We start from the raw sequence: 12564 nt of genomic DNA, 5'->3' as shown, positions 1-12564 counted from the left end.
ATGTTCGTAGACCTCCTTCGCCGCCGCAACCCGGCGCTTCTGCAAGCGGCCGCCCGGTTCCACCAGAACGGTCAGATCCCGGCCAACACCTATGTGATCGACCTCGATGCGGTGACCCGAAACGCGGCCGCCATCTCGGCCGAAGCCAGCCGACTCTCCCTGACGCCCTTCGCCATGACGAAACAGATCGGGCGCAACCCTGACGCCTCCCGGGCAATCGCCGCCGGCGGCATCGACAAAGCGGTCGGGGTGGACCTCGAGTGCGCGATCGCCGCCGCAACCGGGGGCCTCGGGATCGGTCATCTGGGGCACCTCGTCCAGATTCCCAAGCATCGCGCCGCTGAGGCCGCCGCACTCGAACCGCTCTACTGGACGGTTTTCTCGGAAACGAAGGCAGCCGAGGCCGGCGCGGCCGCTCTGGCGCACGGCCGGGTCCAAGACGTCCTGTTGCGTATCCAGGCCCCGGGCGATCGTTTCTATCGCGGACACGAGGGCGGGTTCGACGCCACCGACGTCGTCGGCGCTGCCGACCGGATCGACGCCATTGGGGGCGTTCGGTTCGCTGGCATCACCACCTTCCCCGCAACGCTGTTCGACGCCACAACAGGTGCCACCCGCTCCACTCCGAACCTCGCCACGCTCACCACGGCCTTGCGGGCACTGGAACGGGCGGGCCGCCGGGATGTGCAGGTGAACGCGCCAGGAACGACCTCCGTTTCCATCCTGGCAACGCTCGCCGAAGCCGGTGCCACCCAAGTGGAACCGGGACACGGCCTGACGGGCACCACTCCGATCCACGCGGTGCAGGACCTCGTGGAGGAACCCGCCATCGCCTATGTCTCCGAGGTCTCCCACCTCTGGAATGGCGACGCCTACGTCTTCGGCGGTGGCCTCTACGTCGACCCGGTGCTCGGCGGCTCGACGACCACAGCGCTCCTTGTGGCGCCGGATACCAACGCGGTCACTGCGCCTGAGCTACGGGTGGACATGCCGGCAGCCGACGCGATCGACTATTACGCCACCGTTCCCCTCGGTGACCATCGCGCACAACCAGGCGACACCGTGCTGTTCGGGTTCCGCCCCCAAGTGTTCGTCACCCGCGCCCTCACCGCCGGCATTTCGGGTCTCTCCACCGGAACGCCGACGGTCGCCGGTATCTGGTCTTCCGACGGCTCAGCACCCCTCACCATCTCCGACACCCTCGCTGCACCCAGGAGGACAGCATGATCATCGCAGACCCCACATCCACGCCCAAACCCAACGACGGAACGGTCAAGCCGCTCCGGCTCGACGGCATCAGCAAGCACTTCGGCGGCATCGTTGCCATCAAGCGGTTCGACCTCGAGATCGAGCCCGGCGAGATCGTCGCCCTTGTCGGCGACAACGGTGCCGGCAAATCGACGCTTGTCAAGATCATCTCCGGCCTCTACCAGCCCACCGACGGGGAGATCTGGTTGAACGGGGAACGCACCATCTTTCGTGACGCCTCCGATGCGCGCACGAAGGGCGTCGAAGTCGTCTACCAGGATCTCGCACTCGTCGACCTCCAGCCGGTGTACATGAACCTGTTCCTCGGCCGCGAACTGCGCAAGCCGCCGTTCGGCACGCTCGATCGCAAGGAGATGGCAACACGCACGCAGGCGCTCGTCGACGAGCTGGATGTGCGCATCCCCTCTGCGAAGTCGACACTCAGCGACCTTTCGGGCGGCCAACGACAGGGTATAGCCATCGCGCGCGCTACCCATTGGGCCAGCAGCCTTGTGCTCATGGATGAACCGACGGCGGCCTTGGGGGTGGCCGAGACCGCGAAGGTCGAGGAGACCATCCTCAAACTCAAGGAGCGCGGCGCCGCCGTACTCGTCGTCAGCCACAACATGGAGCAGGTCTTCCGCATCGCCGACCGGGTCACCGTCCTCCGACGTGGGACACAGGTAGGAACCCGGCGTGTCGCCGACACGTCCCACAATGAGCTGATCTCGATGATCACGGGGCTCGCCTCGTGAGCGCGGCGATCATCGACGGGCCCGGGGCACTAATGCGGGCGGAGATCGCCGAGCAGCCCAGCCGCTGGCTCGACCTGCTTGATGACCAGCGGCCCGCCATCGACGCCGCCGCCGACCTGATCCGTGAAACACAACCGGAACTGCTCGTCTTCGTGGCACGAGGGTCAAGCGACCATGCCGCGATGTACGGCCAATACCTCGTCCACAACCTTCTTCACATCCCGGCCATGCTGGCGACCCCGGCAACGGTGACCGCGTTCGACACCAGCCTCCGCTACCCCTCGACTGTCGCCCTCGCCGTATCCCAGTCGGGCCAGTCCCCAGACCTGCTCGCGACCGCCGAATCCATTGCCGAAGCGGGCGTGCCCATCGTCGCGATCACCAACGACTCCCGGAGCGCCCTCGCCGCACTCGGCTGCGTTCATATTCCGCTCGCGGCCGGGCCGGAACTCTCAGTTGCCGCGACCAAGACATACACCGCGGAGCTCCTGGCCATCGCACTCGTGGTGTTCCGCGTCGCTGGCCTCGATTGGGACGACATCGGAACTCGCGTCCGTGCCACAGCGGAGGAGGCGATCGCAGTCCTCGGTCAGCCGGTCGACGAGTTTGTCGATGCTTTCGAGGGTCGCGAACGCATCCTCATCGTCGGCCGAGGCTACGGGATGGCTACCGCGAAGGAGGGCGCCCTCAAGCTCATGGAGACGAATGCGATCGCCGCCTCGGGCTGGAGCGCCGCCGATGCGACCCACGGCCCGCTCGGGCAGATCGTTGCTGGTACGGGCATCATCGCGTTGACGGGCGGCGACGCAGGCCGCGACTCCGTCATCTCCTTCGCCGAAGCGGCCACCCGGCTCGGCGGGCTCGTCGCTGAGCTGGGCGGCCGGACAATCGCGGACGCCCAGGTCCGCGTGCCGAGCGCCACCGTGGCGACCGAACTGTCGCCGCTCGTCGACATTCTCCCGCTGCAGAGACTGGCCCTGGAACTGGCACTACGCCGCGGACTCGACCCGGACAATCCAGTGGGTCTCGCCAAAGTCACCAAGACCCACTAATCCGCGCGCGATGCCCCGGGCCCGCCCGGTCGCCCCGGTTGATCGTCAGGCTCAACAAGTGCGGAAACGTGGGCGTATCCCTGCCCTGGCCGTGGGCAACCAGCAACGCAACACCAGAGGCGGGCCGTTGCCGTCAACCAGAATGGCAAACAGCCAAGATCCTTCTGGCTATTCACGGCTGGGTTGTGGCATGCGGCATGACGCTAGGAGTCCATTAGCGTCCTCGTCGCGCCCAGGGTATCGGACGAAATGACAGACAGAGCCAGGCAGCCCGCAATTGCAACCGACTCACCTTTAACTCACCTTGATCAGCAACAACCAATGACAAATCGTCGCCCATCGTTGACTGCAAGAACCCCTAGAATCCGCGCGAGAACTACCAGTTTCGAGGCGCACTTAGGCGTCAAGGCCTAAAGCGGGGGTCGTCGGTTCGAATCCGGCAGGGGGCTCCGATTGTGGCTAAATGGCTCTGCTGATGCGTGCCACGCATATGCGGCCGTTGTCCTGCCTCTGGATGAGGGCCAGCCGTTTGCCGTCCGCGATGAGCTTAAGGGTGACTTTGTCGCCTTTACTTGCAGGGCCGATCGGGCTTGAGAATCGGTAGAAGATATAGAACGAGCGCCGGTTTCCTGCGTGGTCCTTCGCTTCGAGGCGGATCGTGACGCCGTTCCGGGCGGCGGTCTTCCGTGCGACCGTGACCTCGACCTGACGCCACTGGGCTCCGGAGGCAAGTAATTTGCGGATTCCGCCATAGTCTCCTAGCTCATTCCTGAGTACGAGGGCGATTGCGGTCGGGAGGATCAGCAGAAATATGCCCATGGTCACGGGATCGGGATGGTTCGCGTCGTTGGCGCCGTCGATCCAGATGTCATGCGGATCGGCTGTGTCGACGTCGATCGTTGTCCGGAACCCGGGCCCGGGCAGAGTATTGCACTTCGCGTTGACTTTGGCGACGCTGTGCAGCTGGTGGCCGTTGACGGTGTAGTCCACGTCCAGCTGACACGAGGAAACGCGGCGTGCCGAGGTATCGGTTTGTGCCGTGACCGTCCCGTCGTTCTTGGTGTAGCTGGCGAGTGTGTGTTTGATCCCCGCGATGATGGCCCATCCGAGCCAAGCTGAGACCAATGCGATGACGACGACAGCGGCGGCTCGTTTGAGCCAAAGCCTCCTGCGAAGCCAACTTCCTTTCCACGTCGGGGGTGCGGAGTCCGGCGGTATGGTGGCCTGCAACCGAGTGCTCTTGGTGAGCTGGACCCATGGTCCCGTCGCCTCGCTGCCCCTGACCGCCGACGGAGCTTCGATGGTTTCGCGTGCAGAGTGCCGAGGGGTTCTCAGTGGAAGATTGCCGAGCTCGGACGAGGTCAGGTTCGCCTTTGCCGTGAACCATGTGCGGGACATGGCGCTCGTGTTCCACTCGCTCTCGACCTTGCGCGCCGCATCCGAGCCTGTCAGCGTCCAGGGCAGATACTGGCCGGTTCCGAATGCCCCCGGAACCAATGATCCTTCGGAAACGAGCTCTTTGATCGCATCCAGGGTGAATTCCCTAGCCTGTCGATGATCCGAAAGAAGACCACTGCCCCTTGCGAGGGCGACTAAGTCGGAGGCGCTGAGCCACCGGTCAGCGGCCGCTGCCATCAGCGGCTCCCGAAGAGCGTCGGCCTTCACGCGGGCACGTCGGCAGGAACATCGCCTGGAGCCCGAGCCGAGTTGTGTCCAAAGATGTGGGTCATTGCGTTTCCCCCGCCGCGGATGCTTCCCCGTTCTTACGGCAAACTATCGCATAATCGGGGAGCGGCCGAAACGGCGATCTGGTCTAATGTTGACCGATGATTGAACCGCGCCAACTTAGTGAAAGCGTCAGCATGCGCGTACTGCGCATAAGTGATGCGGCTGCGCTCGCAGCCGCATATGTGCGCAACCGTGACTACCTTTCACCCTGGGAGCCAATGCGGCCCGAGGAGTACTACACCGTAGATTGGCAGTCCTCGGACATTGCCAACCGCCTCGTCGCGCAAGAGGCAGGGGAGGCGTATCCGCTCGGGCTGTTCGACGGCGATCGACTCGTCGGCCGATTCAACATGGCAGGAATCGTCCGCGGTCCCTCCCAGAGCGCGGGCCTGGGTTACTGGGTGGACGGCGCCTACGCGGGCCGCGGACTGGCGTCGGCGGCAGTCCACGCGATAGTCGAAATGGCGCGCGACGAACTCGGACTGCACCGCATCGAGGCGAGCACCCTTCTGCACAACGCTGCCTCGCAGCGCGTGCTGCTTAAGGGCGGGTTCCAGCAGATTGGCATGGCGCCGCGATACCTGCAGATTGCCGGAAAATGGCAGGACCACAATCTCTACCAAGTGGTCCTTCACGACTAGAACCGTATACGGGCTCGCCAAGTACGCTATCGCCATGCAGATTCGTGAATGCACCCTCGACGACCTGGCGCAGGTGAATTCGCTCTGTGACGCCAGTGAGCGAAAGCGCTGGACCAGCGACATGATCGCCCCAAGGAGCGACCGAGTCGTTTTAGTGGCCGTAGCAGACGGCGAGGTCATCGGCGTGGCCAAGACGCATTTCCACTCGGATCCGGAAGGCCGCTCGCCCGCAGGCCACTATCTCGGGGGCGTGGTGGTCGCTCCGGGGTTTCGACGGCGACGGGTCGGTTCTGCCCTCACCCTGGCGAGGTTGGAATGGATCTGGTCCCGGGCGTCGATTGCTCACTACTTCGCAAACGAACACAACACGGCATCCATCAGAATGCACGATGCTCTCGGCTTCCAACCGGTCGCCCGATTCTCGGAGATTCGCGGAGTGACCGCCGACGACGGCCGGTCTGAACTCATTCTCTTCGCGGCGTCCCGGTAAGCGATTGGGCTCGTTGACTACGGCGCCTCGCCTGACAGCCGGACGGCCTGCCCGCACAAGTGTGCGGGCAGGCCGTCAGCTCTTGAACGCTTTGAAGTGTCAGGGGCGGAAGAGTTCCTCGAAGGTGCCCGAAGTGGTGGGTGAGCAGGTGTTCGCCAGGCAGCCCAGGTGCCACAGGTGCTGGACCGTGGAGAGCAGGGTGTAGTGGTCGGAGAGCTGGTTCGTGGTCTTGTGCGGGCCTTCGGCCGAGTTGATCACGATCATTGGTGCGTGGCCGCCGCCCAGGACCGCGCCGTTCTGTCCGACCGGGCTGCCCGGGCCGCCCGTTGAACCCGAGTAGTCGTTCTCGTCCCAGGCCAGGACGATGCTGGACTTGCTCGTCTTCCACGTTGGGGAATCCATGATCTGCTGGACGGTCTGCTTGACGTAGGCATCGCCGAGCTGGATCGCGCCGTGGTCGAGGCCGGAGTCCGGGTAACCGCACTGGGGCAGTCCGATGAGGGCTGCTCCGGAGGGTGAGATCCCGTGCATGTCGTGGCACTGGTTGGGACTGATCCAGACGAAGTTGGGCACGTTGCCGCTCGCGAGATCGGTCTTGAGGTTGTTCTCGAGCGGCACGATGTTCTGCAGGCGCGGGCTGCCCGGGTAGTTGATGTCCGAGAAGTACATGAACGGGTTATGCTTCTGGGCGTACAGCTTGACCGTGGTGGAGCCGATTGTGGGTGCGTATTCGACCTGGGAGCCGGCGCTCGGGAGGTTCTCCATGTATGCCTTCCAGCTCAGTCCCTTGTTCTCGAGCTGGTCGACGATGGTCTGGCCGGAGAACATATGCGGAGTCGCGGAGGCGCTGGCCGCCTGTTCTGGCGTGAGCTGCCCGGTGACTCCTGTGTCGCTGGAACCGGGTACGAACTCTTCGGGGGCGCACGTGACATTCGCGCCCGCTTTGCAGTCGTCCCAGATTCCTTGGAAGCTGCCCGAGATGGCTGAGAGGTAGTTCGGGAGGCTCGGGTGGGTGACGCCGTGGTAGTTCGCCGCGGTGTTGTAGCGCTGCGCGAGGGTGTTGATGTAGGGCGCGTCGGCGGTGTTGCCGATGATCTGGTCGTAGCCGTGGTTCTCCATCATGATGACGAAGACGTGGTCAGGACCGTTGGCCCCTTGCCCGCTCGCTTGGGCGACGGAGCCGGACGTGACCTGCGCCGTGGCGGGGGCAACCGCGCCGACGACTGCGGCGCCTGTGAGCGCGACGGTGGCTGCCATGGCAACCATGGCTCCTGCCTTGCGGCTTTTCAGCACATTGAGCATTGAAATTGTCCTTTCGGGTTGCGCTCCAGTCGGAGCGCCCATAGTCGGGGTGAAGCAGCGGGGTGAAGAACAGTTGGCGACGGGTGGGCGACAGCCCGTCATCGGCCGAGCTGGGGGTCGGACGTGAGCGCCCGGCTGTCGTCGAGGCGCCCTGCGAGGACCCGCACGAGCTTCGGATCCGCCGCGGCGGTGAGCTTGAGGTCGTACCAGCCGCCTTGCGCCGGGATCACCACGGTCTTGGCCTGGCCCGGGTTGAGCGCGAGGGCCTGCGACCCGGCGCCGTATGCGTCCGTGAGCGTGAGGGCGGCCGCGGCAGGGCCAGCGTTCTCGATCCGGAACCGAGCGTGTCCGGACACGCCGTCGCGGGTGACGGTCGCCCGGATGTCCGCGGCCGCCGTCGTGCCCGCGAAGCGGCGGTACCAGCCCGCCGGGCCGTGCATCTGCACGTCGTACTCGGCGCCAAGCGCCCACGACGCATCGAGGGTCGCGCCCGCTCCGATCGTGTACGAGTACGGGCCTGCGGGAAGGAGATTCGAGCGGACCTGCACGTGTGCGCCGAGCGCCCCGGCGTTCGACCAGTGAGCGGAGAGCTTGCCGCCGGCCACCGAGACCGCGACGTCGAGTGCGTACCCGAGCGGGCGCGACGGGCGCGTGCCCTTCTCCTGGGCCGGCATCGAGTTGACTGCCGGAGGCGTCGGCACGTAGCTCGGATGCCGTTTGTGGTCAGCGGGCTTGAATGCCGAGGTGTCGGGCAGGGCCGGCGCCGCGCCCCCGTTCGCCGAGAAGTCGAACGCGCTCGTGAGGTCGCCACACACTGCGCGGCGCCATGGCGAGATGTTGGGGGACTTCACACCGAAGCGTGACTCGAGGAAGCGCACGATCGAGGTGTGGTCGAACGTCTCCGAGCAGACCCACCCGCCCATGCTCCAGGGCGAGACGACGAGCATCGGCACGCGTACGCCGAGACCGTAGTGGCCCGGGACGTCGGCGATGCCGGAGAACGTCATCCGGCCGTCGTACCACTCGCCCTCGGTCGAGACCGTGGATGCGCCCGGGATCTGCGGGGTGTTGGGGTGCGGCGGGACGACGTGGTCGAAGAAGCCGTCGTTCTCGTCGTACATGAAGAACACGGCCGTCTTGCTCCAGACGTCCGGGTTGGACGTGAGGATGTTGAGGATGTTCGCCGTGTACCAGGCTCCGAAGTTCGGCGGCCAGTTTGAGTGCTCGGTGTATGCCTCGGGGGCCACGACGTAGGAGACCTGCGGGAGCTTCCCGCTCGCGACGTCCTCGCGGAAGATCCGGAACAGGTCGTCGCCGGCCTTCGCGTTCGTGCCGCTCAGCGCCTTCTCGTACAGCGGGCTGCCGGGCTTCGAGTTCTGGTACTGCGTGAGGTATAGGAGCGAGTTGTCGCCGTAGTTGCCGATGTGCGCGTCGCCCGTCCAACCCCAGGAGCCCGCAGCCGTGAGGCCGTCGCCGACGTCCTGGTACACCTTCCAGCTCACGCCGGCCTTCTCAAGCTCCTCGGGGTACGAGCTCCACGAGTAGCCGACCTCGGCGTTCCACAGGTCGGGGCCGCCGGCCTTGTAGTCGTTGCCGTCCCAGCCCGTGAACATGTAGTAGCGGTTGGGGTCCGTGGGGCCGAGCAGCGAGCAGTGGTATTGGTCGCAGATCGTGAACGCGTCCGCGAGGGCGAAGTGGAACGGGACATCGCCGCGCTCGTAGAACGCCATCGTGGCCTCGGACTTGGCGGGGAGCCACTTGTCGTACTTGCCCACGTTGAAGGCCTCGTGGGTGAGCTTCCACGAGTGGTCGAGGTCCTCCATGAACTGCATGCCGAGATTCGGCGCGGTCGGGTGGTAGGGGAGGATGTCCCGCGTTCCGTTGTTCTGCGCGAACGCGTCCTTCCCGCTCGGGAGGATGGCCGGATGCGGGTCACCGAACCCGCGTACGCCCTTGAGCGTGCCGAAGTAGTGGTCGAAAGCGCGGTTCTCCTGCATGAAGACGATCACGTGCTCGACGTCTTTGATCGAGCCGGTGGCACGGTTGGCCGGGATGGTCGCGGCGCGCGCGATGCTCTCGCCGAGCATCTCCGCGATTGCGGTACTCGCCGCGGTAGCCCCTGATAGTTGAAGAAAACGTCGACGGTTGAGACCTGACATGAGCTGCTCCCAGTGCTTGGCTTTGCTGACGAAAACCCCCGACCGACTCTTCCAGCACTAGGCAAAGGCTAAGTGCCGGAAAAGCAAACTTTGGACAACATGCGGGGAGGCGAGCATGTGGCGTTCATCTGCCTTGAGCCTCGCCCCGGGGGTGGCTGGGCTTTTCGGTCTTTCGGGCGGTGAGATAAAGACGGTGGGCGGTGATGACCAGGACCAGCCAGGCGGCGCCGAGGGTCCAGGCTGCCAAGACATCGGTGAGCCAGTGGTGGCCCAGGAACACCCTGCTTAGGCCGATGGTCAGGGCGAAGAGGGCCGCGGCGGTCACTGTCCACGCGCGGGCCCGGCGGGAGCGGCAACGCAGGATGACCAGGTAGGCGACGATTCCGGCGATCACGAACGAATTCAGCGAATGTCCACTGGGAAACGAGGGGGAATACTCGTAGGGCGGCACGGCATCGCTGAGTGGTGGCCGGGCACGGCCGATGAGCTGCTTGCCGGCGATGGTCATGAGGAGGGAGCCGGCCGCCGCGGTCACAATGAGGATCGCTGGCGTCCAGGAACGGCGCCGGAGGACCAGCACGGCGGTGGCGATCACGGCCAGGATCGGCATCCCGATTCCCCCGCCCAGATCGGTGTAGGCAGTGGCGGTGGCGTCCAATGCAGGGCTGCGCAAGGTCATCGCTGCCTCCAAGACCGGGTGGTCCAGGGCGGCCACGCCATCTGCTTCTGTCACCGCCTCGTACACCCCGCCGGTCGCGAAGGCCAGCAGTGATGCGACTACGGCTCCGGCAGCCAGGATCAGGATCAGCGCACCGTATGGGCCGAGACGGGCACTGAGGCGTTGTGCGCGGGAAGCGAGCCACCTTCCGGCGGGGGTCTTCCACCGGGCCAAGTCAGTGTCACCGACGAACCGGTCGTCGATGAGCTCGCCTTTCCCTCCGGCTGACTCGTCGTCGGACGTGCCTTGGGGGTGAACGCCCATTGTCTTCCGCCTCACATCGTGAATGGATTTGATCAGTAAGGTTACCTTCTAGGCTGTTTGAAGACCGGACACCAGAGGATTGGCCTCGGCCCCCGGAGGGAGCACTGAGTGGATAGTGATGCTGGCACGTGGTTCCTGAGTCGCGCTGAGCGCGGGAATCTGGCCACAGATGTGCACTCGGGCGGTGCCGGGTCTCCGGCGTGGTCGGAGGGCAACCTCGTGCGTCCCCTGATTCATGGAGCGAGCTACTTTGCCCGACTGCATGAGGAACTGACTGCTCTGCAGGCGGGAGACCGTGTGTGGTTCACCGACTGGCGTGGCGACGCCGACGAGCGGCTGCTGGCCGACGGACCGACGATCGGGGACTTGCTCGCGGGGTTGGCCCGCGCGGGGGTGGAAGTGCGGGGCCTTGTCTGGAGATCCCACGGAGAGCGGGTATCGGCCCCGATGAGCGGCCGATCCAACGAGCTTCTCAGTCGCAAGATCAACGACGCCGGCGGGGAAGTGTTGCTGGATCAGCGTGTCCGCCTGTTCGGCTCCCATCACCAGAAAATGTTCGTCATCCGCCGTCGTGACGATCCATCGCGGGACGTCGCGTTCATTGGCGGGCTCGACCTTTCCCACAGTCGACGGGACGACGCCGATCATGCGGGAGACCCGCAAGCGGTGACCATGGATCCCCGGTACGGGAAACGTCCCCCATGGCACGATGCCGCGCTCGAGCTGCGTGGCCCCGTGGTCGCGGATGTCCTGGCAGTGTTCGCTGAACGGTGGAACGACCCCCACCCACTGGACCGACGCACCCCGTACCGGATGCTGCTGCAACGCCTGGCCCGTATGCCCCGGCACCCCGAACCGCTCCCGGCCGCTGCACCGCCGCCGCCCGCTGCCGGCCCCCATGCCGTGCAGCTGCTGCGCACCTACGGTGTGAAACGTCCCCCGTTCCCGTTCGCGCCCGAAGGGGAACGCAGCGTTGCCCGCGGATATGCGAAAGCCTTCGCCCGCGCCCGCTCGCTGATCTACATCGAGGACCAGTACCTGTGGTCGACCGAGGTCGCAGCCGGAATCGCAGAGGCCCTCGGACGGAACCCCGACTTGAACGTGATCGCCGTCGTGCCCCGCTACCCCGACTCCGACGGCCCCCTAGCAGGGCCGCCTAGCCGGATCGGGCAACTTCGCGCCCTCAGGATGTTGCGCCAAGTCGCACCCGACAGGGTCGGCGTGTTCGACCTGGAGAACAGCTCCGGAACTCCGATCTACGTCCACGCCAAGATCTGCATCATCGACGACATCTGGTTCACCTGCGGCTCAGACAATTTCAACCGCCGGTCCTGGACCACCGATAGCGAGCTCACCTGCGCCGTATTCGACACCGCTGCCGACAACGGGGAGCCGCCCGGCACTGACGGCCACGACGCTTCCCGGCCGCTGGCCCGCGGGCTCCGGCTCCAACTCTGGGCAGAACACCTGGGCATGGACCTGAACGATCCGCGGCTCCGCGACCCGGCGGCTGGGCTCAAGCTTTGGAACACCAGCGCCGACGTTCTCGACCACTGGCATGAAACCGGGCGCCGCTCGCCCCGCCCCACAGGAAACGTGCGGCATCACATCCCCGAACCCGTTTCGGTCCTCCAGCGTATCTGGGCGGATCCGCTCAGCCGCTTCGTCGTGGACCCGGACGGCCGTTCCCGTCGGCTGCGCGGCACCACCCGGTTCTAGGCAAGCATTGGTTGAAGCGCCCCCAGCGCGTTTATGGCCGCCCGGATTCAGGCGGCCATCACAGTGTCGGCGGATGACCGGACGGAGATGTTGACATCTGACTGTTGGGGATCGATCAGGGCCGGAAGTCGGCGGGATTTCGAGCAGCGGCGGAGCGCTTCCATGGCCGCCGGATCGACGTTGGCGCCGCTAACGTCGATTTCAAGGGCCAGACCATGCATGAGGGCGTTGGCCCGCCTCGCGACTACGTAAAGGGCGTGGAGGCTCCGGGAGGTTAGCCGTCCATGGGCTGTGATGCGGACTTGGGCACCATCGATGTCCATTTTTACGAGAAGCCGGATTTTTTCGGTCATGAGTCCTCTTCCGATCAGGAACCGCGACGCTGCGGCCCGGAACAAAGACTAAACGGAGGATGTGACGCAGGCAACAGTTACCTCCGTTTGCGGCCTAACTGATTGCGAACCATCACTTATGACTGGCCCATAGCT

11 protein-coding genes are annotated in these 12564 nt (G+C 65.4%); 6 read left to right on the top strand and 5 right to left on the bottom strand.

Translation table 11 applies throughout. The annotated features are described in order from the left end of the window. The 3 genes from ABH924_RS04775 to ABH924_RS04765 are packed head-to-tail and all read left to right on the top strand — an operon-like array spanning position 1 to position 3055. Positions 1-1227 carry an alanine racemase gene (locus ABH924_RS04775; RefSeq protein WP_404497302.1) on the top strand — a complete coding sequence of 409 codons (1227 nt, stop codon included), beginning with the start codon at positions 1-3 and terminating at the stop codon, positions 1225-1227. After that, positions 1224-2003 carry an ATP-binding cassette domain-containing protein gene (locus ABH924_RS04770; RefSeq protein WP_404497300.1) on the top strand — a complete coding sequence of 260 codons (780 nt, stop codon included), beginning with the start codon at positions 1224-1226 and terminating at the stop codon, positions 2001-2003. Before ABH924_RS04775 ends, ABH924_RS04770 begins: the two co-directional genes overlap by 4 nt. Beyond that, positions 2000-3055 carry an SIS domain-containing protein gene (locus ABH924_RS04765; protein ID WP_404497298.1) on the top strand — a complete coding sequence of 352 codons (1056 nt, stop codon included), beginning with the start codon at positions 2000-2002 and terminating at the stop codon, positions 3053-3055. The genes ABH924_RS04770 and ABH924_RS04765 overlap by 4 nt, the downstream gene beginning before the upstream one ends. Before the next feature lie 459 nt (positions 3056-3514). Here the strand turns inward: ABH924_RS04765 and ABH924_RS04760 are convergent, their stop codons facing one another. Continuing rightward, the gene (locus tag ABH924_RS04760) at positions 3515-4690 is read right to left on the bottom strand and encodes a hypothetical protein (protein WP_404497296.1); all 1176 of its coding nucleotides are present in this window, start codon (positions 4688-4690) and stop codon (positions 3515-3517) included. A gap of 191 nt (positions 4691-4881) precedes the next feature. On the opposite strand from ABH924_RS04760, the gene ABH924_RS04755 reads away from it, so the two are divergent. Together ABH924_RS04755 and ABH924_RS04750 are read left to right on the top strand one after the other, a co-directional pair. Beyond that, positions 4882-5424, top strand: coding sequence for a GNAT family N-acetyltransferase (locus ABH924_RS04755; RefSeq protein WP_234751408.1), 543 nt, complete (start codon positions 4882-4884; stop codon positions 5422-5424). Positions 5425-5458: 34 nt separating this feature from the next. Beyond that, on the top strand, positions 5459-5914 hold the full coding sequence (locus ABH924_RS04750) for a GNAT family N-acetyltransferase (protein ID WP_404497294.1): 456 nt from the start codon (positions 5459-5461) through the stop codon (positions 5912-5914). 99 nt (positions 5915-6013) lie between these two features. On the opposite strand, the gene ABH924_RS04745 is transcribed toward ABH924_RS04750, so the two are convergent. From ABH924_RS04745 to ABH924_RS04735, 3 genes are all read right to left on the bottom strand, one after another. Next, positions 6014-7216 carry an alkaline phosphatase family protein gene (locus ABH924_RS04745; RefSeq protein ID WP_404497292.1) on the bottom strand — a complete coding sequence of 401 codons (1203 nt, stop codon included), beginning with the start codon at positions 7214-7216 and terminating at the stop codon, positions 6014-6016. Positions 7217-7314: 98 nt separating this feature from the next. Continuing rightward, the gene (locus ABH924_RS04740) at positions 7315-9375 is read right to left on the bottom strand and encodes a phosphocholine-specific phospholipase C (RefSeq protein ID WP_404497290.1); all 2061 of its coding nucleotides are present in this window, start codon (positions 9373-9375) and stop codon (positions 7315-7317) included. A gap of 124 nt (positions 9376-9499) precedes the next feature. Then, positions 9500-10357 (bottom strand): phosphatase PAP2 family protein, encoded by an 858-nt coding sequence (locus tag ABH924_RS04735; RefSeq protein WP_404497289.1) that lies wholly within the window; start codon positions 10355-10357, stop codon positions 9500-9502. A 108-nt stretch (positions 10358-10465) separates the two neighbouring features. Here ABH924_RS04735 and ABH924_RS04730 point away from each other — a divergent pair, with 108 nt between their 5' ends. Continuing rightward, a complete protein-coding gene (locus ABH924_RS04730) occupies positions 10466-12076 on the top strand; it encodes a phospholipase D family protein (RefSeq protein WP_404497287.1) in 1611 nt (536 codons plus the stop codon). A 47-nt stretch (positions 12077-12123) separates the two neighbouring features. Here ABH924_RS04730 and ABH924_RS04725 read toward each other — a convergent pair whose 3' ends face one another. Further along, positions 12124-12429 (bottom strand): hypothetical protein, encoded by a 306-nt coding sequence (locus tag ABH924_RS04725; RefSeq protein WP_404497285.1) that lies wholly within the window; start codon positions 12427-12429, stop codon positions 12124-12126. Positions 12430-12564 lie beyond the last annotated feature (135 nt).

The sequence above is a fragment of the Arthrobacter sp. GAS37 genome (assembly GCF_044908325.1).
Classification (GTDB): domain Bacteria; phylum Actinomycetota; class Actinomycetes; order Actinomycetales; family Micrococcaceae; genus Arthrobacter; species Arthrobacter ramosus.
Note: the sequence above shows the minus strand (reverse complement) of the source record. Positions and strands in the feature narration are given on the sequence as shown.